This is a genomic window from Chromohalobacter marismortui (genome assembly GCF_004364315.1).
In the GTDB taxonomy this organism is placed as follows: Bacteria; Pseudomonadota; Gammaproteobacteria; order Pseudomonadales; family Halomonadaceae; genus Chromohalobacter; species Chromohalobacter marismortui.
Genome location: NZ_SOBR01000004.1, coordinates 205,053 through 227,146, shown reverse-complemented (window position 1 = coordinate 227,146; position 22,094 = coordinate 205,053). Strand labels below are relative to the sequence as shown.

At 62.3% G+C, this 22,094-nt stretch carries 24 protein-coding genes; 7 read left to right on the top strand and 17 right to left on the bottom strand.

From position 1 onward, the window contains the following. Positions 1-136: 136 nt before the first annotated feature. From C8E00_RS10360 to C8E00_RS10335, 6 genes are all read right to left on the bottom strand, one after another. Entirely contained in the window at positions 137-439 is a 303-nt protein-coding gene (locus C8E00_RS10360; protein ID WP_133697429.1) for a hypothetical protein, read from the bottom strand. Further along, positions 436-1,218, bottom strand: a complete 783-nt coding sequence (locus tag C8E00_RS10355) for an ABC transporter ATP-binding protein (RefSeq protein WP_133697428.1) — start codon at positions 1,216-1,218, stop codon at positions 436-438. Before C8E00_RS10355 ends, C8E00_RS10360 begins: the two co-directional genes overlap by 4 nt. Further along, on the bottom strand, positions 1,215-1,976 hold the full coding sequence (locus C8E00_RS10350) for an ABC transporter permease (RefSeq protein ID WP_133697427.1): 762 nt from the start codon (positions 1,974-1,976) through the stop codon (positions 1,215-1,217). The genes C8E00_RS10355 and C8E00_RS10350 overlap by 4 nt, the downstream gene beginning before the upstream one ends. Then, positions 1,973-3,010, bottom strand: coding sequence for an ABC transporter substrate-binding protein (locus C8E00_RS10345; RefSeq protein ID WP_133697426.1), 1,038 nt, complete (start codon positions 3,008-3,010; stop codon positions 1,973-1,975). The genes C8E00_RS10350 and C8E00_RS10345 overlap by 4 nt, the downstream gene beginning before the upstream one ends. Positions 3,011-3,125: 115 nt before the next feature. Then, positions 3,126-3,584, bottom strand: a complete 459-nt coding sequence (locus C8E00_RS10340; protein WP_243833162.1) for an NlpC/P60 family protein — start codon at positions 3,582-3,584, stop codon at positions 3,126-3,128. A 172-nt stretch (positions 3,585-3,756) separates the two neighbouring features. After that, positions 3,757-4,656, bottom strand: a complete 900-nt coding sequence (locus C8E00_RS10335) for a LysR substrate-binding domain-containing protein (protein ID WP_133697424.1) — start codon at positions 4,654-4,656, stop codon at positions 3,757-3,759. 125 nt (positions 4,657-4,781) lie between these two features. Here C8E00_RS10335 and C8E00_RS10330 point away from each other — a divergent pair, with 125 nt between their 5' ends. Then, positions 4,782-5,663, top strand: coding sequence for a DMT family transporter (locus tag C8E00_RS10330; protein WP_133697423.1), 882 nt, complete (start codon positions 4,782-4,784; stop codon positions 5,661-5,663). 113 nt (positions 5,664-5,776) lie between these two features. Continuing rightward, positions 5,777-6,943, top strand: coding sequence for a class C beta-lactamase (gene ampC / locus C8E00_RS10325; protein ID WP_133697422.1), 1,167 nt, complete (start codon positions 5,777-5,779; stop codon positions 6,941-6,943). 49 nt (positions 6,944-6,992) lie between these two features. Here the strand turns inward: ampC and rhtA are convergent, their stop codons facing one another. After that, on the bottom strand, positions 6,993-7,886 hold the full coding sequence (gene rhtA / locus C8E00_RS10320) for a threonine/homoserine exporter RhtA (protein WP_166638298.1): 894 nt from the start codon (positions 7,884-7,886) through the stop codon (positions 6,993-6,995). Between the two features lie 101 nt (positions 7,887-7,987). On the opposite strand from rhtA, the gene C8E00_RS10315 reads away from it, so the two are divergent. After that, the gene (locus C8E00_RS10315) at positions 7,988-8,548 is read left to right on the top strand and encodes a helix-turn-helix domain-containing protein (protein WP_243833161.1); all 561 of its coding nucleotides are present in this window, start codon (positions 7,988-7,990) and stop codon (positions 8,546-8,548) included. Between the two features lie 128 nt (positions 8,549-8,676). Here the strand turns inward: C8E00_RS10315 and C8E00_RS10310 are convergent, their stop codons facing one another. From C8E00_RS10310 to C8E00_RS10285, 6 genes are all read right to left on the bottom strand, one after another. Then, entirely contained in the window at positions 8,677-9,948 is a 1,272-nt protein-coding gene (locus C8E00_RS10310) for an efflux RND transporter periplasmic adaptor subunit (protein WP_133697419.1), read from the bottom strand. Beyond that, on the bottom strand, positions 9,932-11,287 hold the full coding sequence (locus C8E00_RS10305; protein WP_208291911.1) for a TolC family protein: 1,356 nt from the start codon (positions 11,285-11,287) through the stop codon (positions 9,932-9,934). Before C8E00_RS10305 ends, C8E00_RS10310 begins: the two co-directional genes overlap by 17 nt. A gap of 121 nt (positions 11,288-11,408) precedes the next feature. After that, entirely contained in the window at positions 11,409-12,596 is a 1,188-nt protein-coding gene (locus C8E00_RS10300; RefSeq protein WP_133697418.1) for an ABC transporter permease, read from the bottom strand. Next, positions 12,589-13,293 (bottom strand): ABC transporter ATP-binding protein, encoded by a 705-nt coding sequence (locus C8E00_RS10295; protein WP_133697417.1) that lies wholly within the window; start codon positions 13,291-13,293, stop codon positions 12,589-12,591. The genes C8E00_RS10300 and C8E00_RS10295 overlap by 8 nt, the downstream gene beginning before the upstream one ends. Before the next feature lie 422 nt (positions 13,294-13,715). Continuing rightward, positions 13,716-14,747 carry a hypothetical protein gene (locus tag C8E00_RS10290; protein WP_133697416.1) on the bottom strand — a complete coding sequence of 344 codons (1,032 nt, stop codon included), beginning with the start codon at positions 14,745-14,747 and terminating at the stop codon, positions 13,716-13,718. A gap of 60 nt (positions 14,748-14,807) precedes the next feature. Next, positions 14,808-15,230, bottom strand: a complete 423-nt coding sequence (locus C8E00_RS10285; protein WP_133697415.1) for a hypothetical protein — start codon at positions 15,228-15,230, stop codon at positions 14,808-14,810. A gap of 161 nt (positions 15,231-15,391) precedes the next feature. Here C8E00_RS10285 and C8E00_RS10280 point away from each other — a divergent pair, with 161 nt between their 5' ends. Then, positions 15,392-15,535: a cupin domain-containing protein gene (locus tag C8E00_RS10280; RefSeq protein ID WP_208291910.1), complete on the top strand. Its 144-nt coding sequence runs from the start codon at positions 15,392-15,394 to the stop codon at positions 15,533-15,535. Positions 15,536-15,602: 67 nt separating this feature from the next. Here the strand turns inward: C8E00_RS10280 and C8E00_RS10275 are convergent, their stop codons facing one another. Then, complete coding sequence (locus C8E00_RS10275) at positions 15,603-15,953, bottom strand: DUF427 domain-containing protein (RefSeq protein ID WP_133697414.1); 351 nt, start codon at positions 15,951-15,953, stop codon at positions 15,603-15,605. 13 nt (positions 15,954-15,966) lie between these two features. Beyond that, positions 15,967-16,686, bottom strand: a complete 720-nt coding sequence (locus C8E00_RS10270) for an aspartate/glutamate racemase family protein (RefSeq protein WP_133697413.1) — start codon at positions 16,684-16,686, stop codon at positions 15,967-15,969. Positions 16,687-16,944: 258 nt separating this feature from the next. Between C8E00_RS10270 and C8E00_RS10265 the strand changes: the two genes are divergently transcribed. Then, the gene (locus C8E00_RS10265) at positions 16,945-17,340 is read left to right on the top strand and encodes a DUF2946 domain-containing protein (RefSeq protein WP_133697412.1); all 396 of its coding nucleotides are present in this window, start codon (positions 16,945-16,947) and stop codon (positions 17,338-17,340) included. A 114-nt stretch (positions 17,341-17,454) separates the two neighbouring features. Next, positions 17,455-18,810, top strand: coding sequence for a PepSY-associated TM helix domain-containing protein (locus tag C8E00_RS10260; RefSeq protein WP_133697411.1), 1,356 nt, complete (start codon positions 17,455-17,457; stop codon positions 18,808-18,810). A gap of 63 nt (positions 18,811-18,873) precedes the next feature. Here C8E00_RS10260 and nfsA read toward each other — a convergent pair whose 3' ends face one another. After that, positions 18,874-19,605: an oxygen-insensitive NADPH nitroreductase gene (gene nfsA, locus C8E00_RS10255; protein ID WP_133697410.1), complete on the bottom strand. Its 732-nt coding sequence runs from the start codon at positions 19,603-19,605 to the stop codon at positions 18,874-18,876. 153 nt (positions 19,606-19,758) lie between these two features. On the opposite strand from nfsA, the gene C8E00_RS10250 reads away from it, so the two are divergent. Continuing rightward, on the top strand, positions 19,759-21,099 hold the full coding sequence (locus C8E00_RS10250; RefSeq protein ID WP_133697409.1) for an MFS transporter: 1,341 nt from the start codon (positions 19,759-19,761) through the stop codon (positions 21,097-21,099). Between the two features lie 46 nt (positions 21,100-21,145). On the opposite strand, the gene C8E00_RS10245 is transcribed toward C8E00_RS10250, so the two are convergent. Next, complete coding sequence (locus C8E00_RS10245; protein ID WP_133697408.1) at positions 21,146-22,090, bottom strand: efflux RND transporter periplasmic adaptor subunit; 945 nt, start codon at positions 22,088-22,090, stop codon at positions 21,146-21,148. Between the last annotated feature and the right edge of the window lie 4 nt (positions 22,091-22,094).

The following is a 22,094-nucleotide window of genomic DNA, read 5'->3' as shown; positions in this document are numbered from 1 at the left end:
GGCATGGGAAACAATGGATTTCGCTAAGCAAATGCATCTTGGATATTTGCCCACGCGTGGCGCTTCCCGCGCCCCTCTCTCTTCATCATATGGTGATGTAAAGCGGCCAACACAAGGGTAGGCCACGTCACGACGATCAAGCGCGGATATAGGCCCAACCCTGTGCCTGCAGCTCGGCGAGCGTGACCACGGCGGCTTCGACTTCCGCGAGGCCGCCGTGGTTGTCCAGTGACTGAGCCGCGAGGGTATTGCGGCACAGCCGCAGCCAGCCATCGGTGGCCGGATCGGGCGTGTCCAGTGCGGCGGCGACGGCACCGCCGTTGGCCACGATCAGTATCTCGGTGTCGGGACGTGCGCTGGCCAGGTTGAGCGCATTGCGCCGGGCCCGGGCGAGGCCATCGGCGGTCGGCGCATGCAATACGACACGCAAGGCACTCATGACGTCGTCTCCTCGGGGGTGACGGCAACACCGATATGCTGCTCCAGGCGTTGCACGTGGTCGCGAAAGCCGCTCTGCTCGCGGCGCCGAGCGAGCGGCAGGTCGATGGTGACGATATCATGCACTGTGGCCGGCGTGTCTTTGTCGGGTTTGGCCAGTACCACGACGCGGTCGGCGAGGAGGACGGCCTCCTCGATGTCGTGAGTGACGAAGACGATCGCCGCGTCGCCGCGCTGGCGCAGCTCGGTGAGTTCGCTCTGCAGGCGCTGGCGGGTCAGGGCGTCGAGTGCGGAGAACGGCTCGTCCATGAACAACACCCGAGGCCGCACCGCCAGTGCGCGGGCGATGCCCACGCGCTGTTGCTGACCGCCGGACAGCGTGCGTGGCCAGCGCTCGGCGAGGTCCTCGAGCCCGACCAGCGACAGCGGTTCCATGGCACGGGCACGGCGCTCGTCGCGCGATAGTCCCAGCCCTTCCAGACCCAGCTCGACATTGGCGCGCACGCGACGCCAGGGAAACAAGCGCGGCGCCTGGAAGACCATCGACCAGGCGCGACTGGCCGGCGCCTCGGCGGTGGAGAGATGAACGTCGCCACGCTGCGGCGCCAGCAACCCGGCGAAGGCGCGCAGCAGGGTGGACTTGCCGACACCCGAAGCGCCGACCATGGCCACGAATTCGCGCGGGGCCACTTCGAGATCGATGTCATCGAGCACGACGTCGTCGGCAAAGCCCAGTCGGACGCCGCGTGCCGTCAGCACGGGCGCGAATGCGTCATTCATTGCTGCCACCGTAGAACCCTCCGCTGAATGCGCATGAACAGGAAGTCGAACAGGGCGTAGAGCGCGGCGATGGTCAGCATGTAGACCACCACCACATCGGTGGCGAGCAGGCCCGAGGCTTCCATCATGCGCTGTCCGATGCCGGGAATGCCGAACAGCTCGGCGGCGACCACCGTCATCCAGCCTTGGCCCAGGCCGGCACGCAGTCCCCCGAGGATGCCCGGCGCCGCCGCCGGCAGGCTGATCTTGGCCAGCCGTGCGCGGAAGCCGCCCTGACCGAAGGCCTGGGCGACTTCGTAGTAGCCATCGTCGATGGCGCGCACCGCGCTGTAGCTGGTGAAATAATTGATCCAGAACACGCCGATGCTGATGATGAACGCGGCGGCGGCTTCGGTCACGCCGAACCAGATGATCGCGAAGGGAATCCAGGCCAGCGGCGGAATCGGCCGCAACAGGCGTGCCAGCCAGCTGTGGGCGGCATCGAACCAAGGCAGCAGCGCCGCGGCCATGCCGACCCCGATGCCCAGCACCGAGCCGATTCCCAGGCCGATGCTGTAATGGGAGAGACTCGACAACACGACATCGAGCCAGATGCCGTCGCGCACTTCCGCCCACAGGACGCCGGGAATCTGCGAGGGCAACGGCACCAGGTTGCCCGGTAGCCAGCCCACGCGCAGCGATATCTCCCAGAGTGCCACCAACGCGGCGAGGCTGGCCGCGCTGATCAGAGCGCGTCGATGGCGTACGGGATGCGTCATGGCGCGGCGGTCTCCGGCGACGCCATCACGGCGTCATAGACCGATGTATCGAAGAGTGCGTCCACGTCCACGGGCTTCTTCAGTGTGCCTATGCGGCGCTGGAAGGCGGCCATGGTACGCGTGGCATCCAGGATGGCGTGCGGATCGGCCAGGTAGTTGGACGATGGCGAGGCGAGCGCCGCCTTGACGGTATCGGCACTGATCAGCCGCTTGCCGACGAACTCACGCACGTAGGGAGCGGCCTGCGCGGGATCGTTCTCGAGCATCTCGGTGGCGCGGACATGCAGGGCGACCAGTTTGCGGATAGCCTCGGGGTGCGCCTCGAGTACGGCCTCGCGCACGGCCAGCACCGCGCCGGGCTGGTGGGGCAGCATGTCGCTGCCGCGCGCCACGACCCGAGCATCGGGATCGCGCTGCTGCACGACGCTGAGAATCGGCTCGAGGGTCGAGGCGGCGTCTACCGCACCGGCCAGCAGCGATTGCTGCACCCGCGAGGCGCCCATGGTGACGATATCCACGGCGTCCGCGTCGACCCCGACCTGCTCTTCCAGCCAGTAGCGCAGCACGGTATAGGGCACCGAACCGTTGGGGAAGGTGGCGATCTTGGGCTTGCGGCCCTGCGTCTCGGTGAACTGGGCGATGGCGGCCGCCGGGTCATTGCCCTCGAAGGCATTGGCGAGCTCGCCGCGGGCGATCAGTCCGATCTGCTCCTGGATGCTGGCGGCGAGCACCTTGATCGGCACGCCGTTGGCGCGGGCGACCATGGCCGGACCGATGCCGAAATTCATCACGTCGAGTTCGCCCGAGGCCAGGGCCTGCACCATGGCGGGGCCGCTTGAAAAGCGCGTCAACTCGAGATTCAGCCCCGCTTCGTCGGTCCAGCCGGCGCCTTCCATGACGAACAATTGCGCGACCGGCAGGATGGGCATGTAGCCGACCTCGAGCGTCGTCGTTTCGTCGTTCTGGGCCAGGGCCGTAATCGGCAGCAGGGCGGTCAGCGCGAGCGCGCCGATCCAGTGACACAGTCGTCGCATGGCGAGTCTCCGGGGGTAAGCGATAGGTTCGCCACTATAGCGACTCGCCGATAATAACGAAAAAGCCCCGAATGACGATTTGGTTATAAGAATATGCGCACTATCCACGCAACGCTCACGGCGCCGGGCCGGCGGCGCCCAGGTAGTGCTTGCGCCAGTAGCGGATATTCAGTGAAGAAATCGTGACCTCTCGCCCGCTGCCGGGGGCATGGATCATGCGCCGGTCGCCCAGATAAATCCCCACGTGGGTGGCGCGATCTCCGGCGCCGAAGAACAGCAAATCCCCCGGGCGTGCCTGTTCGCGCTGGTCGAGCGCCTGGTATTGCTGGTTGGAGGTGCGCGGCACCTGAATGCCGGCCGCAGCATAGCTCATTTGCACCAGCCCGGAGCAATCGACGCCGCTTTCCAGGGAGGTACCGCCCCATTGGTAGGGCGTTCCCAGCGCTTGCTTGGCGCTGGCAAGGATCAAGGCTCGCTCGATGGAGAGATTCTGGGCCTCGATGGGGCCGGTATCCTGAGTCGCGATGCGTTGACTCGACGAACACCCGGCGAGCACGAGCAGAGCCAGTAGCATGACCGCCCACCCAAGGGCGTGGTGCGGTGAATAAGGGGTAGACGTTGATGACGCGAAACGGTGACGCCCCATGCGAACTCCTGTTGTCGGCATGTGGTTGGCGGTGGGCTTGCCAGCAGTGTAGCCAAAACGTGGCACCAACGTGAGTCCGGCGGGCGCCATCGAGGTCATCTCAGGGCATTGGGGCGGCGGTGCCCGGCAGTGCCGCCGAACGGGTCTGGATATGGGTTTGCAGGCTCAGAGCGAGTTGGCGTGTCGCCTCGTTGGGCCGGCCGGGGCTGCGGTGCAGGGCGATTTCGGTCATGGGCAGCTCGGGGAGCCCCTCGGCGCTATCGATGATGCTCAGGTCCGAGCCCAGCATGGAGGGTGTGAGCACCGTTATCGCCAAGCCCGCGCGTACCGCGGCCGTAAGGCCGGACAAACTGGCGCTGGTATAGGCGATTCGCCAGGGGATGCCTACGGCGTCGAGTGCCGCCAGGGCGCGTTCCCTGAAGATGCAAACCCCATCCGTAGAGACCGCCAGGGGCAGCGGTGTGCGGCGTTGGGTGTCATGTCCGGGGGCGCCGGCCCACACCGTGGGCTCCTGACACAGCACCTCGCCGCCGGGACTCTTGGGCTGACGCGTGGTGATCGCCAGGTCCAGGCTGCCGGCGCGCACGCTTTGTACCAGATCCACGCTGAGCCCGCAGTCCACCTGCAATTCGACTCCCGGATACTGGGCCTCGAACTCGGATAGCGCCTCGGGCAGATAGACCACGTAGTCGTCGGGTATTCCCAGGCGTACCACGCCATCCAGCCGTTGCTCGCTGACATCCTGCCAAGCGAGCGCGTTCTGGCGCAGCATCTGCCGTGCGTGCGAGAGCAGTCGCTCACCCGCCGGCGTGGGAATGGGCGTCTTGCGCCCGCGTTGCAGCAGGGGTTGGTCGAAGGTGTCTTCCAGGCGCTTCATGTGCGCGCTGACCGTCGACTGCGCCAGGTGCAGGGTGTCCGCCGCTGCGGTGAATCCGCCCTTGTCCACCACCATGACGAAGGTGTTGAGCACCACGAGATCCAGGGGACGAAAGTTGACCATTCAGCACCATCACGAATCATGATCGAAATATCGAAAGTCTTCGTTTCCATGATAATTCATGTGGCCCCAGACTGCCCGCGTCGTCTCACCCCCCAACGTTCATTCGTCGTCGACAGGAGCGGGCCATGACCAGCAAACGTACTTCCGCCGGGCTATTGGCGGGTCTTCTAACCGTCACGCTCTGGGCCAGCCTGCCGGTATTGCGCGATCTGATCACCCTGCCGCCCATGCTGACGGCGGCCGTCGCCATGGGCGCGGCTGCGCTGATGGCACTGCTCATGGGATGGCGTGGTGCGTCGTCCGGCGTGGCCGCCTGGCGCGACGGAAAGTTCTGGCTGATGGGGGTCGGTGGCCTGACGGGCGCGCTGTATTTCTACTTTTCGGCGCTGAGCCAGGGCGACCCGGCCAAGATCACCCTCGTGACGTACCTCTGGCCGCTCGGCTTCATGCTCGTGGCCGATATACTCGCCGGTCGTGGCGTCCAAATGCGTACCCTGCTCGGTGCGGCCGTGGCGTTTTCGGGACTGGTGCCGCTGGTACTCTCGAACGGTCAGGGAGAACCGACCTCGACACTGGGCTATGCACAAGGGATTGCCTCGGGCATCTCCTGGATCATGTTTTCCCTCTATCTCCGGGGACGCGCCGCCTTGTCCTGGGGCGAATACAAATACTTGTTTGCCGGCACCGCTGCCGCCTCCTGGGGGTTGCACCGTCTATTCGAAACCGTTCCCGAGCACGCGACGGCCATGGATTGGGGGATAGCAGCACTCATCGGGATCGGCCCTTATGGGCTGGCGTTCATCACCTGGGGGTACGCCCTGTTGAGAAGTTCCTCCACGTTGCTGGGCGTGCTGACGTATTTCGTGCCTGTCATGTCGTCGGTGCTGCTGATCCTGATGGGGCGTGCCGCGTTCAGTCTGCCGCTGGTTATCGCCTTCGTGGGCGTGCTGGGCAGCGCCGTGATTACTCAGTTGAAGAGACGTCCCCCGGGAGCGGTGAGTTCGTGAGATGACAGCCGCCGGTTGGCGGGGGCGTATGCCGATCAGTTCCACCGGTCGTTTTTTTGCAGCATGATACTGGCTTCGGAATTTGGCTGATCAATAGGGGAGCAGGGAGCGCAATGAAAGGATGGCTGCTGGGTGTATCGCTGACGTTACTGGGGGCAAGTGGCGTGGCGCAGGCGCAGGACGAGGCATCGAACAAGCCGGTTCGCGAGGTGCTCGACCCCATCGTCGCGTCGTTGATGGAGGCACAGCAGATCCCCGGCATGGCGATCGCCCTCGTCGGGCCGAAGGGCACGACGATCGCCGATTACGGCGTCGCCGACCGCAAGGCCGGCACACCGGTCGACGACGACACCCTGTTCGAGATCGGCTCGCTCAGCAAGACCTTGACCGCGACCCTGGCCTCGTTGGCCGCCGTCGAGGGCGAGCTCGACCTCGAGGCGCCCGTGAGCCGTTACCTGCCTGAGCTCGAAGGCAGCGCCTTCGGCAGGATCGACGCGCTCAATCTCGGCACGCACACCACCGGCGGGCTGCCGCTGTTCGTGCCGGATGAAGTCACCGACCGTGCATCGCTGATGGCCTGGTTCCGCCAGTGGCAACCGCCGGAAACGGTTGGCGAAGTCCGCACCTACTCCAATCTCGGCATCGGGCTACTCGGCGTGACGACGGCGGCGAGCCTGGATGGCGAATTCGTGCCGACGATGCGTACCAAGGTGCTGGCGCCGCTTGGCATGCGAAACACCTGGTACGACGTCCCCGAGGCGCGAATGACGCATTACGCCATGGGCGAGGACAAGAACGGCCAGCCGACCCGTGTCTCGCCCGGCGTGCTCGACGACGAAGCCTACGGTCTCAAGACCACGGCCGCCGACCTGGCCAGGCTGGTGCGGGCCAACCTGCATCTCGCGGACGTCGACGCCAAACTTCAGCAGGCAATCGATGCCACTCGCCAGGGCCATTACCGGGTCGGTGACATGACCCAGGCCCTGATCTGGGAGCAGTACCCGCTTCCCGTGGCGCTCGACACCCTACGTGCCGGCAACGGTTACGACATGATTCTCGAGCCCAACGCAGCCGAGGCGATCGTGCCGCCGCAGGCGCCGCGCGATGATGTCTGGGTCAACAAGACCGGCTCCACCAACGGCTTTGGCGGCTACATCGTGATGCTTCCCGGCGAACAGACGGGGCTGGTGATGCTGGCCAACAAGAACTATCCCAATGACGCCCGCGTCGAGGCGGCCTATCGGATCCTGTCCGGCCTCGGGGCGATCGACACGCCGTAGGGCATGAGGCGCCGCTGGGCCTGGAAGCGCCCCCAAGCGGCCCGGCCTCTCAGTCCGGTACTGGCGTCTCGAAGGTATCGCGCCGGCGCACCGTCAGCGTGGTACCGATCGAGGCGACGATGATCAGGCCGATGGCCAGCCACTGCAGGCCACTCAGGAGCTGGCTCAGGAACAGCAGGCCGGAGAGCGCGCCGATCGCCGGTTCCAGACTCATCAGCGTGCCGAAGGTCTGGGTCGGCAGGCGCGGCAGTGCCACCATTTCGAGCGTGTAGGGCAGGGCGGTGGAAAGCACGGCGACGGCGAGTGCCAGCGGGAGGACCTCCGGCGCGAAAATCGCCGGGCCGACGTCGATCAGGCCGACGGGCGCGATCACCACCGCTGCGATGGTGATGCCCAGTGTGGCGCTCTGGGCGCCATTGACCGAGCCCGCCTTTTGCCCGAACAGGATATACAGCGCCCAGCAGACCCCGGCGCCCAACGCACAGGCCGCGCCGTAAGGGTCGACCGCGCCGTTGCTCTCATCGCCCAGCAGCAGCAGGCACGCCAGGCCGAGCACGGCGAATGCCACCCACAGCAGATCCAGCCAGCGTCGCGAGGAGAGCATCGCCACCGTTAGCGGTCCGGTGAACTCCAGCGCCACCGCGATCCCCAGCGGTACCGTCTGCAGCGCCTGGTAGAACAGCATGTTCATGACGCCCAAGGCGACGCCATAGATCACGGTCGACTTCCAGGCGCGGCGGCTGAACCGCTGGCGCCAGGGCCGCATCACGACCAGCAGTATCAGCGCGGCGAGAATCAGGCGAATCGAGGTCGTGCCGGTGGCGCCGATGACCGGAAACAAGGTCTTGGCGATGGATGCCCCGGTCTGGATGGAGCACATCGCCACGATCAGCATGGCCACCGGCCAAACCCTGGCCACGAATTCGCGCATGGCGACTGACATGACACCTCCTTTGTTCTGCGGCATGCTGCTCGTCTGACAGCGCCAGTGGCTGGCCGCACGCGGTATTCAAGAGAATTGCGATTGTACGGATGGGCAATATAGTGCACAAGTCTAGCGAGCGTCCCGATGTCCTGGTGCACGTCGCCGCCAACGTACGGCGTCTGCGTCAGGGGGCGTCGCTGAGCCAGCAGGCGTTGGCCGAGCGGGCCGGCGTGAGTCGGCGGATGCTGGTCAATATCGAAAAGGGCGACGTCAATGTCAGCCTGAGCACGCTGGATCGACTCGCCGAGGCGCTGGGGGTGCTGTTCTACGCCCTGGTTCAGCCCCCGGGCAGTGAGGACTCGGCGCGCATCGACGAAGTCGCCTGGGTGGGGCGTTTCCCCGACAGTCACGCCCGGCTGCTGGCGAGCAAGCCGGCGCGACAGGAGGTCGAGCTGTGGTCCTGGTCGATGGAGCCTGGGGAGAGTTACGAGTCCGTCGCCGACGGCACCGGCTGGCACGAGATGCTGGTGGTGATCGAGGGCACGCTGACCCTGGAGCTCGCGGACCGCGAGGTGAAGATCGAGGCCGGCGACTTTCACGTCTACCCCAGCGATCAGTTCCACCGTTACCGCAACGAGGGCGCGGGTCGGCTGCGTTTCATCCGCAACGTGGTGCACTGACGCCAAGTGCCAATGGTGATCTACGTGGCGATATGCAGGCGAGAACGCCCAGTTCTGTCACGTGGTATAAGGCTGCGGCAGAATCGCTATCGCCCCAGCGCGCGCCCTGCGTTGTGCGCGAATCCACGTTACGGGGGAAGCTCGACGTATCCTGGCTTCAACCCGAACACCTCGACGCCTTGGGGAACGGCGCGGCCGACCGTGACGGGTACCTGTCGTGGGCTTGTATCCAGGGCTGGGCGGTAGATAATGGAGTCTCTTCCCTGATCATCTTTGTGCAAGGCTTCAGCGGGGACCGCCAAACCATTTTCCTGGTGGTAGGTCGTGATAGCGAGCCTTGCGCTCATGCCCAGCCGTAAATGTTCGTGCTGTTCTGGGGGCAGTGGGTCGATGGCAACGGTTACTTCATAGGTACTTCCGCCGCCATAGGAGTCTGAATCAAGGGCTTGAACACCCAGGCTCTGGATATGACCTTGAAGCGTCATGCCTTTGAAACCATTACCAGTGATTTGGACCGGCATGTCCACGCTGAGCTGATCCAAGTCACTTTCTTCGACCCGGGCGTAGGCATGGAGACGCGTAGTGCTGGCGAGTTCGAACAGCGGGGTGCCTTGGGACACGAACTGACCGGCCTGGATTGGGAGTTGTCCCCCCTTGCCAGCGTTGGCGCTGGGGTGCAAAACGATCCCGTCGAAAGGTGCGCGCCGCTCACGTTGGGAGCGCAGGGCCAGCAAGGTGTCATAGTGGGTGCGAGCATTGGCCTCTTCCATTTCCGCGATTCGCAGATTGTCGCCTTGCCCTTGACGTTGTGTGGTGCGCAATTCATCCCGAGAGGTGGCTAGTTCGCGCCGTTGTGACTTGAGTTGCTGTTCCAGAGCATCGACCTCCATTCGCGCGACGATTCCGCGCTCATACAAACGCCGGGTTTCCGCCAATTTGGTTTGGATATCCTGAAGGTTGTCTTCGACAGTGGAGACGGCGCGGCGGGCTCGAATCACCTCGTTACTCTGTAGCCAATTGTGCATGTCGCCTAGTGTGCGACTGGCCTTGAGTAGCTCGGCACGCGCTTCACGGATGCGAATGTCCAGTTGCGTGGTATCCAGGGTGGCTAACAACTGCCCTTTGTCGACACGCTGATTCTCGGAGACGGCGATTTGCTCGATACGCCCATCGAACGGTGCTGCCAGGGTGATCCGGGTGTCCGCCTCGATGCGCCCGATGAGGCCAAGCTGATTCTCCAAGAGCGCCGGTTGTACCGGTACCCAGGTTGTGGCGAGGGGGCGTGCGGTGGAACGAGGCCGGTCAAGAAACAGGAAGCCGGCACCAATCAGCAGGGTAAGAAGCAGCGCGCCAATGATTGCGCGGCGAGCCGGTCGGCGGTGTCTAAGGTGTCCGATCATTGAGCTCGATATCCCAACTGGCGAGTGTAGTGCCCAGCACTTGGTCCAGAGCGGTTTGTGCATTTAGATAAGCGAGCATGGCATCCAACTGGGCATTCTCGGCGTTGCGCAGATCGGATTCGAAACGCAATACCTGGAAGTTGCTGGAACGCCCCGCTTGAAGCTTTTCCCGTTCGATTTCCAATGCCCGGCGTGATAATTCCTGGCCACGCTGGGCAATCTCATATTGGCGCCAACGTGTCTCCAGATTGCGCACGGCGTTGGCGACATTGCGCTTGAGCGATTGGCGGGTGTCGTCCATACGGAGTTTTTGCTGCTCAATCTCGACATGGGCATTGACTTCAGCCTGGCGCTGCCCGGGATCGCCCACGGGAATATCGACCTGAACACCCACATAGCTCGACCAGGTACGCTGGCTGGATGAAGCATAGCGATTGCGAACCTGTGACAGCCCTCCAATCAACGAGACGTCCCACAACGATTCGTTCTGCGCGACGGCCAGGTTGATATCGGCGCGTTCGCTGGCAAGCTGCTGGATCAGATAGGCAGGCTGGTGTGTGCGGGCAATGGCGAGTGCCCGGGCCAGGTCGATATGGGTCAGGCTGGCATCGAGATCGTCAGGTGTCCGGATAGGAGTATCAAGATCCAGTGATAGCAACTGCAACAGGCTTAGCTGACTGTCATCGAGCTGATTGGCAGCTTCCTCGACACTGAGTTCCTGACTGGCGATGTCGGCTTCGGTTTGTACGATCTCGAATTCGGCCATCCGTCCGGCTTCGATCAGCGCTTGATTCACTTGCAGCAGGCGGCGTGAACGCTTCAAGGCTTCACGGGCAATCCGTAGCTGTTCTTTTGCCCGCAGCATTTCTCGGTACGTCGTGATGATTTGGGTAATGGTATCCGCAACGGTAGCCTGCAAATTCAACCGGTTGATCCGTTCACTGAGGTGCGCCAGTTTCAACGGTGCTGTGGCAATATCGCGTCCCATCCCGCGAAGCAGGGGTTGGGTCATGCTCAAGTCGATGCCGTCGCTGCGGCTGCGACCAGCCTGATCGGCGAGTGTCATCTGATTGGTCCATGCCAAGCTGATACGGGTACCGTATTCCGTTGTCCAGATCGTCTGGGGGAAGACTTCGCCTTCCTGATAGCGGTCGTCCTGATTGCGCGCGTTAAGATAGCGGGCGCTGAGTACCAGCTTGGGATTGTAGCTGTCTTCGGTAACTTGCAAATCGAACTTCTGGGCGATGCGTCCGAGGTAAGCGCTGCGAATGTTGCGATTGTTGCGCAAGCCGAGGTAGATGGCATCACTTAAGGTCAAGTCGACGACATATTCGCTCAATGACACACTTTGGCTTGGCATGGAAGGATGGGAAGGCTTTAACGTCGCTGCCTGTGCGGATGCCGTGATTACCAGTAGTAGGCACACCCTCTGAAGAACGCCGACCGTGTTGGGCAACAGACTAATCATCGCGTAATGCACTTACTGGAGGCAGGCGAGAGGCGGTCAAGGCGGGGTATAGGCCAAAGAAGAGGCCTACGCCCAAGGAACAGAGGATGCCGAGAGGGAGCGAGAGCACAGAGAGATTAAACGCCCAGCCGGAAAAACGTACGAATGCATAGGCCGCCCCCAGCCCAAGTGCGGCTCCCAGGAGCGCGCCGGTGACGGAAAGCACGATTGCCTCGAACAGGAAAAGGTTGCGGATATCGCGGGCTCTGGCGCCGAGTGCCAATCGCACACCGATTTCGCGGCGGCGCTCGATCACATTCATGAACATGACATTCATCACGCCTACACCGCCCACCAGCAAGGAAATCCCTCCCATGCCCGCCAGCAGGTAAGTGAAGGTACTGGCCTGGTGGGCGATGCCCTCTATTAACAGCTTGGGAATCTGCACATCGACCTCACGGTTTTCGAATGTCCGTTCCAGGTACGTTGTCATGTCGTCGGCGACTCGTGCCAGTGGCGCGCTATCGTGTACGCGAGCCACGATATTCCCGATTTGGGGGGCGGAAAGCAGGCGGCGCATCCCTTCTATCGGAACAAAGACTGAGTCATCCGGTGTTACTGGCAACAGCGGGTTTCTCGGTTGGCTGGCGATAATGCCGATCACTTCGAACAGATAACCTGCTATTTGCAGCCAGTTTCCCGGCATCAACCCCAAATCCTGGGCAACGCGCGACCCTACGACGGCATAGGTGGACTCACGATCGAAATCCGAAAGAAACCTCCCCTGCGTCACCTGCAATTCCAGTATCGGGAGTAACTCCGGCGAGGTGCCGACGATGGCGGCATCCATGGAAGTCCCCGCGTGGTGTGGATGGGACGAATACAATGTGAGTGGGGCGGCATGTTGGATTTCGGGCAGGGTGGCCGTCAGAGCCGGGCCATTCAGCGTCATGGGGGCGGTCGCGAGATTCTCGGGGCCTGGCCTGAAGGAGGCCACTAGCGTGTTGGTGCCCAGCCCCTTGAACGCATTGATCGATTCAACGGCAGCATTGTGGCCTATGTTGATCAAGGCGATGATCGCCGCGCAGCCAACGGCGATTCCCAGTAACGCCAACCAGGCGCGGCGACCGAGCAATCGCAGGCTATCGAGCGCATCCCGCCAGACCCAATGCAGGGTTGCGCTTTGCCGGTCTTTATCCATGGGCCATGTCCCAGTGGTGTGGTTTCTCCGTGACCTTGCCGTTCTGCACGTGAAAGCAGCGGTCCAGGCGCTGGGCCAGTCCGGTATCGTGAGTCACGACAACCAGCGTGACGCCTTCCTCGCGATTCAATTGCAAGAGAAGATGCAAGACATCTTCGGTGGTGGCGCTATCCAGGTTGCCGGTGGGTTCGTCGGCTAGGATCAGGGCCGGTGCGCCGACCAGCGCTCGCGCGATGGCGACGCGTTGGCACTGGCCTCCCGAGAGGCTGGCGGGGCGGTGAAGCATGCGTTCGTCGAGGCCGACGCGTTCGAGTTGTTCATATGCACGCTGATGCGCCGCAGCGCGTGAAAGGCCTCGATAGAACAAGGGCAACGCCACGTTCTCTAGCGCAGTCAGACGTGGCAACAAATGAAAGTTCTGGAAGATGAAACCGAGGCATTGATTGCGCAGTTGCGCACGTTGGTCGCTTGTCGTGGTTGAAATATCGCAACCGTTAAACAGTAAACGCCCCTTGTCGGGCGTATCGAGTAGGCCAAGCAGGTGAAGGAGCGTGCTTTTACCGGCACCGGACGGACCAACGATGGCGCAACGCTCTCCGTGTTGTATCGACAAAGCGGCTTCATCGAAGACGTCGAGATCCCACCCTGCGGAGGCATAGGATTTGCAAACACCTTCCATGGCAATTAGTGGCTTCATGCTTGGTGACTATGTTTCGTTGCGTTTATTTCACGTCTTGCGTGTTGTCGGTGACATCACGCACGGCCTCCGTGCGCTTGACCTGTAGGTCGGTCGACGGGAAGCCCGGAGGTGAATCTCCTTGCCTCGTACGCGTCCGTAGCAGGTTGGCTCGTTGCTTCGCACCCCTATTTTTATTTTTACTGGATAGCACCACAGTGGTGCTGAGGCTGGCGGTTTGAGCCAACTCCCTGACAGCTTCCACACTGCTTGCGCAATTCAGTGGGAAATATGTATTCTCGGTATTTTAGGAGGAATGGAGCGTTTCCCCGAGTGAAGGAAGTGGTCGTTGGTAGTGTTTTGTTGATGATCATGTCAGGCTTCTCCTAAGCTGATGTTTTATATGCTTTGTCGAGCGGTGAAGTGATTTAATTACTGGTTGCCTATTTTTCTAAAAGGTTTTGATAAGGCACCCAACCATCGTTTACTTCATTAGGCTGGTCATTCATAAGGCTTTTTAGTGTTGAGTCCAATAGGTTGAGATGGCGGGAGTTTTGCATGAGCTCCTGGATGTTAACGCTGGCTAGCGTGTGTTCGCCCTGAGCATTTTCTGTAATAGCGAAGAAGCTCGTTTCACTATTTCCCAAGCCGTTTTGATATGCGGGTAGGGAAGGAATGTCGGTCGTCATGGGAGAGGTGCCGGTATCTTGTCGTTTTGCATCAGGTTCAGAGGGTGGTGCGTCTGTATCTGGAGTAGACGAAACACCGCGCCAGTTTTTTTCAGCCTCGGTCATCGAAGAAATCAGTTTTTCCTCGGCTCGGGTCCCTATTAGGTGGGACCAATTAGCGCCCTTTCCCTGAGTTTTTTCCATCTCATTTGCTAGATCAAAATTCCTGTTTATAAAGTCGATATCCTTCTCTCCCATTTCAAGAAAAGCTAGATAACGCTCTGCGGGAGCGAAGTCGCCAGAATCGTCAAATGCGATCTTTGACAGGGAGTGCCTATCCAAACCGGCAAAGGGGTTTTCGGAAGATGCCTGTGGATATGCGCTTTCAGTATTGTAATATTTGGAAAGCAAGAAATTTGTGGCCTGCTCTGAAATAGAAAGTCGGCCTGCGTCTAAGCTATTCGGCCTTACCTGGAGTACATCGGCTTTGCCTCCCATAGTGTCAAGCTGTTCTCTCATTCTGCTCAAGAAGCTATCGAAACCGGCGGAAGCACCGGATGTGTTGCTATCTTTAAGCAGAATTTCAGAGAGCTTCATGGCAGTTGGTGATAACTTTACAGATGTGCTTTGAGTACTGCCTTGCGTTGAGCTTGAGCTACCTTCCAGTAGGGGGGAGTCACCGGCGTTAAGTCCATAGTAGGCGCCATTGTTTATAGAATTATGTGTTAATTTGCCCTTGCCTAGCAACTTTTGGTTGTAATGGTTGGTGGCGTCTGAGATAAGGTCAGCGTAGCTCGACGTTTGCATTTTTTTCTCCCAATGGGTGTTCTTCTCTAGAATGCTATTCTTAGGTAGTGGGTTTTATGCCTAGTAAATACTGAATTCGACTTCATATCCGTAAGGTTTGGACCAGCGTTCATTACTCAGGTAATCCCTGCAATAAACACCATTTCCGGAGTCGTCGGCACTGCTTTCGTAGGCAGGTACATAATACGAGCCAGACTCTACCGTATAGACTCTCGAAGTGAACTCACATCCTCCTTGGCCATCCCTTCGTTCATAGGTTGCTTTGAACTCGTCATCGACGATGACGACGCCATGTGTGATTTCGTATGTGATTGTGTCTCCTGGTTGAATCGTATTAGGAAGCCCCCAAGGACCTGACGTTTTTTCCATGACATGCTGAGAATGATTTTTGATTGTAACGGTTGATCCGGCATGGGCCGCTCCTGATACCAAGGGGAGTGTGGCGAGAAGTATTGTATGGAGTGTTAGAAATTTAGGTTTCATGATCTGCCTCTAGGATGCGAGTGCTGCGTGGTCATCAATAGAGCGATGGCATTGTCTGGTAGAAGAAGCGCCTCGGTATGCCGTGCTCATTCCTGCCTATCGGCATTATTGAGAAAACATTTAATAAGAATTTGTTAAATTTTGTGTTAAGGAAGGGCGCTATGCAGGCGAAGAATCAAGGTGTCGAGCTGTATGCGGCTGGTGAGTGGGCCGGTGACTTTCACGTCTATCCCAGCGATCAGTTCCACCGTTACCGCAACGAGGGCGCGGGTCGGCTGCGCTTCATCCGCAACGTGGTGCACTGACGCCAGGCTTCAACGGCGGTTCGCGTGGCGTCGTCGTGACTGGCTGATGGCACATGCGTGCGCCCGTTCACGCCGTGTCCACGTGCACCGTCAGTATCGCGTCATCGAACGCCAGCCGGCCGGCAATCGCCGCCATGTCCGTCAGTGGCTCGGCGTATTGCCAGGCGATGTCGGGATGGTCGTCAGTGCTGTAGTAGGTGGCGTCGCCCTTGAAGGGGCAGTGCGTCACGGTGGTGGAGCGGACGAGTTGCGCCATCTGCACGTCGCTTTCGGGCAGGTATTGGCGCGGGGGATACCCTTTCTCGCGTAGCTCGACGGCGCGCGTGCTGTCGGCGAGCAAGATGTCGCCGTTCCATACCCGCACGCGATGCGTATGCGGGTGCAGGCTGATGCGATCGTGCGTGGTGTCTGCTGACATGGCGCCTCCCGGGCTATTGCGTGTCTTCCGACAAGAGGGCGTCGGAGAGAGCGTGGTTCACGGCGGCCTGGGCATGCAACGCCGTGGTGTCGTAGAGCGGTACCTGAGTGTCGGTTGCCTTGATCAGCATGGCGATTTCGGTGCAGCCGAGAACCACCGCCTGTGCGCCCCGCGCCTGCAAGGCGTCGATCACGGCGAGAAAGGCATCCCGCGAGGCGGCTTCGATGCGCCCGAGGCACAGCTCCTCGAAAATCACCCGATGCACGCGTTCGCGCTGCGTGTCGTCGGGCACGATCACGTCGATACCATAACGCTCGCTCAGGCGTTGCTTGTAGAAGTCCTGCTCCATGGTGAAGCGCGTGCCCAGTAGCCCGACCCGAGTGATGCCGTCGGCGACCAGGCTTTCGGCCGTGGCGTCGGCGATGTGCAGCAGGGGGATGTCGATGGCCGCTTCCACCTGCGGCGCCACCTTGTGCATGGTGTTCGTGGCGATCAGCAGAAAATCCGCGCCGGCGTGCTCGATCTGGCGCGCGGCGGCGGCCAGCGCCTCCCCGGCCGCGTCCCAGCGTCCGTCGCGCTGGAGGGTCTCGATCTCGGCGAAGTCGACGCTGACCATCGCGATCTTCGCCGAGTGAAAGCCGCCCAGCGCCTGTTTCACGCCTTCGTTCAGCGCCCGATAGTAGCTCTCGGTGGACTCCCAGCTCATGCCGCCGAGCAGACCGATGGTTCGCATGATGACACGCTCCTTGCGTGGTTGGATGAAGCAAGCCGTGGCATGGTCGAGCTTAGACTGGCGGGCCGCTTCGTTCGAGGTACGTGCGAGACGGATTGTCGCACCCGTTCCCTGATGATGGCACGCGAAGGCGCTGTCGGCTGGGGTTGCGTCCAGGGAGCGCGTTCGACGACGCTTTTCACTGTCGCGCATCCGGCTGTGTTAACGCCAGTGCTGCGCTAGTATGGCATCTGTTTGAGGGTCCCCACGGTCGAGTCCATGCCTTTTTCCCCGCGTACGTCCCTGCGTCGTTTTACCGCCTGGCTGAGCCTGTTCGCCATGCTGCTGGTGGTGTGCGGCCCGGTGGTCGGGCAGGCCAGTGCCTCCCTGCGGGACGATGCGATGCCTGCGCACGCGATGATGCATGCAGAGGCCGGGCACGGTGACCACACGCGGGGCGGTCACGTGGCCTCGGTCGGCCTGCACGATCAGTGCTCCTACTGCTCCCTGTTCGGCCATTTCCCGGTCATCGAGGGGGCGTTCACCGCCCCGGTCGTGGACAACGCCGCCGTCAGCGCACCGCGCGTGCCGAGAGTGCTCGCGTCCCAGGCGGTGACGACCACCTTCCCCAACGCGCTGACCCGTGCGCCGCCGTACGCCTGCCATCACGCATGAGCGGTCTCGACACCGAGCATGGCGCGTCTGCATGTCGTGCCTGCGCCGGCGTCGTTGGCCATAGGATGGATTCGGCTACCGAACGGTAGCCATGGCACGCTACTCGGGGGCTTCATGTCTCGTACTTCTGCGCGTTCTTCACGTGACGCCAGCGACCTCTATCGGGCGGTCTGGCGCTGGCATTTCTACGCGGGTCTCATCGCGATTCCCTTCCTTATTTTGCTGGCGGTGACCGGCGGGCTTTATCTGTTCAAGGATGAGATCGACCAGTGGCTAAACGCGGACATCGTGCGCGTCGAGACACAATCGTCACCGACGATATCGCCGCAGCAACAGCTGGATGCCGCGGTGGCGGCGCATCCCGGCGAGGCGTTTCGTTACGTGCCACCCGCGGCCTCCAACCTCGCCGCGGAGGTCGACATCACCACCGCCGACGGCAAGCAAGCCGTCTACGTCGATCCTTACACCGGCGAGGTCACGGGCACGATTCCCTATCGCGGCAGCGTGATGTGGATCGTGCGCACCCTCCACAGCCTCCACTACTTCGGCGAGACGGCGAGCCTGATCATCGAGATCGTCGGCGGCTGGTCGATCCTGCTCGTGCTGACTGGGCTCTATCTGTGGTGGCCGCGCGGCCGACGCGGCGGCGTGATGTCGGTACGTGCGACCCCGGCGAAGCGGATTTTCTGGCGTGACCTTCACGCCGTCACCGGCGTTTTCGTCGGGGGCTTCATTCTCTTTCTGGCGATGACCGGCATGCCGTGGTCCACGGTGTGGGGCAGCAAGGTCAACGAACTCGCCAACGGTCACAACTTCGGCTATCCGGATGGCGTGCGCGTCAACGTCCCGATCTCCGACGAACGTCTGGCGACGCGGGAGATGACCACCTGGTCGCTGGAGCAGGCGCGGCTGCCGGAATCGACGCCTGGGCGCGAGGGCGCGCCGGGCATCGGCCTCAACGGGGCGGTGAAGGCGTTCGACGCGCTGGGGCTGGCCCCGGGGTATGCCGTCAGCCTGCCGAGCAGTCCCTCCGGCGTCTATACGGGTTCGATCTACCCCGACGATCTTTTACGACAGCGCGTCGTGCATCTGGACCGGTATAGCGGCGAGCCACTGCTGGACATGAATTACGCCGACTACGGCCCGCTGGGCAAGTCGCTGGAGTGGGGCATCAATGTGCACATGGGCCAGCAATACGGGCTCGCCAATCAGTTGATCCTGGCGCTGGCCTGCGCGGGGATCGTGCTGCTGTGCGTCTCGTCGGGCGTGATGTGGTGGAAGCGTCGACCGAGCGGCAAGCTGGGGATTCCCCCCGAACCCAAGGATCCCCGTCGCTTGCGCGGCGTGCTGGCGTTGCTCGCCATCGGCGGCGTGATCTTCCCGCTGGTGGGGGTCTCGATGATCGTCATGGCGGTGGTGGATGCGCGGGTGCGACGTCGCGGGGCCAGGCGCGCCGCGACGACCGCCTAGCCAGACAGCCGCCGATGACCGTTGCGCCCGCCCGTGTCACGCGAGGGCGGGCGCGGTCGTCATTCATTGCATCTCGAAACCGCGCGAGACGAGGAAGTCACGCATGTGCGGACGCACCTTGTGCTCGAACAACGGCGTGAGGTTTTGCGACCAGGTGGTGTCTTTCTGCGTGTTGCTGCGCGCCTGGTAGTAGTCGCGCATGGTGGCGTCGAAGGCGTCGACCTGAGCCTGATCGTCACGGTAGTAGTCTTCCTTGAGGATGGCCTCGACCGGCAGACGCGGCTTGACCTCCGGGGTCTGATCCGGATACCCGAGGCATAGGCCGAAGACCGGGTAGACATGCGCGGGCAGGCGCAGCAGGTCGCTCACGGCTTGCGGGTTATTGCGAATGCCGCCGATGTAGCAGATGCCCAGCCCTTCGGACTCGGCGGCCACGACGACGTTCTGCGCCATGAGCGCGGTGTCCACGCTGGCGACCAGCAACTGTTCGGTCATGCCGCGGGTGGCATCGGCGCCGGCGCGCTCGGCGGCCTCGGCGGGGCGCTTCATGTCGGCGCAGAACACCAGGAAGTCGGAGCAGGTGGCGATGTAGTCCTGCCCGCCCGCCAGTTCGGCGAGGGTCTCGCGGTTGGCCGGATCCTTCACGTGGATGACGCTGTAGGCCTGCACGTGGCTGGACGTCGCGGCGCTTTGCCCGGCCTGGATGAGTTCCCGCAGCAATTCAGGCGCGATCTTGCGATCGGTGAAGCGGCGGATCGAGCGATGGGCTTGGAGCTGTTCGATGACGGCGTTCATGTAACCTCGTGTCGGACTATTTAGTTAGTTTGCTAATTATGTTACCGGATGCCCTGGTCTTGCTCAACCGGAAATGTCGGCGTCATGTTCCCCGCCAGCAAGGGGGATTATCCTGAGAGAGCCATGTTAACTCACTGACCACGGATCGATGCGATGAATGCGACGACTGCTCGCCGCCCTACCACCTTGTCCGCCGCCTGGAGCCTATGGACGTTGCTGCTCGGCGTCGGCCTCTTGATGATGGGCAATGGCCTGCAGGGCTCGCTGCTCGGGGTGCGGGCCTCGGCGGCGGATTTCGGCAATACGGTCACGGGGCTGGTGATGTCGTCCTACTTCGTGGGCTTTCTGGTCGGCTCGGTGCTGACGCCCCGCAAGCTGCGCGAGGTCGGGCACGTGCGGGTCTTCGCCGCGCTGGCCTCGATCACCTCGGTGGCGATCCTGATTCATGCCCTGTTCGTCGATCCCCTGATCTGGGCGGCCATGCGCTTCGTCACCGGTTTCACCTATGCGGGGCTGTATGTCGTCGCCGAGAGCTGGCTCAACGGTTATGCCTCCAACCGGCTCCGGGGACGTCTGCTGGCGATCTACATGGTGATCAGCTATCTCGGCATGGGCGGCGGGCAACTGCTGCTGGGCAGTGCCGACCCCTCGGGGATGGCACTGTTCCTGCTGGTGTCGATCCTGGTCTCGCTCGCCCTGGTGCCGATCTTGATCAGCTACACGCCGCAGCCCGAACTCAGCCAGCCGGAGGCGATGAGCCTGCGCACGCTGTACCGGCTGTCGCCGCTGGGCACGGTGGGCTGTTTCATGACCGGTATCACCAATGGTGCCGTGTTCGGCATGGGGGCGGTGTTCGCCACCAACAGCGGCTTGAGCGTCGCCCAGGTCTCGGTCTTCATGAGCGCCTTCATCTTCGGTGGCGCGATCTTGCAGTGGCCGCTGGGCAAGTTGTCCGACAAGGCCGATCGCCAGTGGGTGATCGTCGGCGTCGCCCTGGTCGCGGTAATACTGGCGCTGGTCGGTGCGCTCGTCGGCGGCTGGTCGCCGATGGCCTTGACGCTGCTCGGGGCGCTGCTGGGCGCGACGACACTCACGCTCTACTCGATCTTTCTGGCCTGCGCCAATGACTTTCTCACCGATCAGCAGACCGTCGCGGCCAGTGCCAGTCTCGTTCTGGCGTTGGGCATCGGCGCGATTCTGGGGCCGGCCAGCGCCGGGGTGCTGATGGAATGGCTGGGGCCGGATGGTTTCCTGTGGGACCTGGCCGTCATGCACATCGTCATGGTGCTGTTCGGGCTTTACTGCATTCGTCACTATCCCACCAGTGAATCGCCCGAGCAGGGCCACTACGTAATGGTGGCCTCGGACACCACGCCGCTGGGCACGGCCTGGACGGAAGAAGCCGCGCAGGAAGAAGGGCAACTGGAACTGGCGCTGGAAATGGCGGTGGAACCGGAAACCGAGACCGATGATGAAACATTGACGGGGCGATGAGCGCCCCGCTGACGCGACCAGTCCACCACCGTGAGCGGGGCAGGCCTCAAATGCTGACCAGCGATTCCCACCAGCGGGTGAGGGCGCGCTGCCAGTCCGGGGCTTGCCGGTGTTCGCTGCGCGTGTCGTTGAGATAGACCGTGGCGGTGAGGCCCGCCGCGAGTTGGACGTCTTCGGGAACCTCATCGAGGGCGATGCGCACGGGAATGCGCTGCGAGAGCCGGACCCAGTCGAAGGAGGTGCTGACGTTCGCCAGCCCCGTGCCTTGGCTGTCGAGGCTCTTGTCGGCAATGCCGTGTGCGATGCTGTCGACGTGACCCCACAGCGGCGTGTCGCTGGCGAGGAGTTGGATGCGCGCCGGGGCGCCGATGTCGATGGCGTCGAGCTTGGTTTCCTCGAAGTAGCCGAGGACGTGAAAGCTGCCGGCATCGACCAGGGTGATGGCGTCCTCGCCGGCCGAGACGTATTCGCCGGGGCGTAGCAGCAGGTTGGTGACGTACCCGTCGACCGGGGCGCGCACGGTGGCGCGTTCAAGATCGAGCTTGGCCTGTTCGACCGCGACCTCGGCCTGCTCGACCTGAGCCTGAGCGCTGGAATAGGCGAAGCGTGCGTCGTCGCGGTCTTCCTGCGAGGCGTAGTCGCCAAGCTTCTGGCGCCGGGCATTGGCGGCCTTGGCTTCCGCGCGTTGCTGCTCGAGCTGGTTGAGGTTGGCGCGGGCCTCGGCCAGCGCCAGTGCGTAGCGCTGCTTGTCGATGGTGAACAGCACGTCGCCGGCATGCACGAAGTCGTTGTCCTCGACCTGCAGATTTTCGACCAGGCCCGAGACATCGGTGGCGAGGTTGATGATGTCGGCCCGAACGCGGCCGTCGCGCGTCCAGGGGTCATGCATGTAGTGGTTCCAGATCTGCGCGATGGCGATCACGGCGAGCGCGAGTATCGCCAGGGTCAGCAGCGGCCGCACGAAGCGTTGCGCGCGCGGGGAGAGCGTCATGGCG

What these genes read in the sequence shown, in the direction of transcription:
- C8E00_RS10360 (WP_133697429.1), bottom strand. Translation starts at nt 439, where the DNA reads ATGAGTGCCTTGCGTGTCGTATTGCATGCGCCGACCGCCGATGGCCTC.
- C8E00_RS10355 (WP_133697428.1), bottom strand. Translation starts at nt 1,218, where the DNA reads ATGAATGACGCATTCGCGCCCGTGCTGACGGCACGCGGCGTCCGACTG.
- C8E00_RS10350 (WP_133697427.1), bottom strand. Translation starts at nt 1,976, where the DNA reads ATGACGCATCCCGTACGCCATCGACGCGCTCTGATCAGCGCGGCCAGC.
- C8E00_RS10345 (WP_133697426.1), bottom strand. Translation starts at nt 3,010, where the DNA reads ATGCGACGACTGTGTCACTGGATCGGCGCGCTCGCGCTGACCGCCCTG.
- C8E00_RS10340 (WP_243833162.1), bottom strand. Translation starts at nt 3,584, where the DNA reads ATGCTACTGGCTCTGCTCGTGCTCGCCGGGTGTTCGTCGAGTCAACGC.
- C8E00_RS10335 (WP_133697424.1), bottom strand. Translation starts at nt 4,656, where the DNA reads ATGGTCAACTTTCGTCCCCTGGATCTCGTGGTGCTCAACACCTTCGTC.
- C8E00_RS10330 (WP_133697423.1), top strand. Translation starts at nt 4,782, where the DNA reads ATGACCAGCAAACGTACTTCCGCCGGGCTATTGGCGGGTCTTCTAACC.
- ampC (WP_133697422.1), top strand. Translation starts at nt 5,777, where the DNA reads ATGAAAGGATGGCTGCTGGGTGTATCGCTGACGTTACTGGGGGCAAGT.
- rhtA (WP_166638298.1), bottom strand. Translation starts at nt 7,886, where the DNA reads ATGTCAGTCGCCATGCGCGAATTCGTGGCCAGGGTTTGGCCGGTGGCC.
- C8E00_RS10310 (WP_133697419.1), bottom strand. Translation starts at nt 9,948, where the DNA reads ATGATCGGACACCTTAGACACCGCCGACCGGCTCGCCGCGCAATCATT.
- C8E00_RS10300 (WP_133697418.1), bottom strand. Translation starts at nt 12,596, where the DNA reads ATGGATAAAGACCGGCAAAGCGCAACCCTGCATTGGGTCTGGCGGGAT.
- C8E00_RS10295 (WP_133697417.1), bottom strand. Translation starts at nt 13,293, where the DNA reads ATGAAGCCACTAATTGCCATGGAAGGTGTTTGCAAATCCTATGCCTCC.
- C8E00_RS10290 (WP_133697416.1), bottom strand. Translation starts at nt 14,747, where the DNA reads ATGCAAACGTCGAGCTACGCTGACCTTATCTCAGACGCCACCAACCAT.
- C8E00_RS10285 (WP_133697415.1), bottom strand. Translation starts at nt 15,230, where the DNA reads ATGAAACCTAAATTTCTAACACTCCATACAATACTTCTCGCCACACTC.
- C8E00_RS10280 (WP_208291910.1), top strand. Translation starts at nt 15,392, where the DNA reads ATGCAGGCGAAGAATCAAGGTGTCGAGCTGTATGCGGCTGGTGAGTGG.
- C8E00_RS10275 (WP_133697414.1), bottom strand. Translation starts at nt 15,953, where the DNA reads ATGTCAGCAGACACCACGCACGATCGCATCAGCCTGCACCCGCATACG.
- C8E00_RS10270 (WP_133697413.1), bottom strand. Translation starts at nt 16,686, where the DNA reads ATGCGAACCATCGGTCTGCTCGGCGGCATGAGCTGGGAGTCCACCGAG.
- C8E00_RS10265 (WP_133697412.1), top strand. Translation starts at nt 16,945, where the DNA reads ATGCCTTTTTCCCCGCGTACGTCCCTGCGTCGTTTTACCGCCTGGCTG.
- C8E00_RS10260 (WP_133697411.1), top strand. Translation starts at nt 17,455, where the DNA reads ATGTCTCGTACTTCTGCGCGTTCTTCACGTGACGCCAGCGACCTCTAT.
- nfsA (WP_133697410.1), bottom strand. Translation starts at nt 19,605, where the DNA reads ATGAACGCCGTCATCGAACAGCTCCAAGCCCATCGCTCGATCCGCCGC.
- C8E00_RS10250 (WP_133697409.1), top strand. Translation starts at nt 19,759, where the DNA reads ATGAATGCGACGACTGCTCGCCGCCCTACCACCTTGTCCGCCGCCTGG.
- C8E00_RS10245 (WP_133697408.1), bottom strand. Translation starts at nt 22,090, where the DNA reads ATGACGCTCTCCCCGCGCGCGCAACGCTTCGTGCGGCCGCTGCTGACC.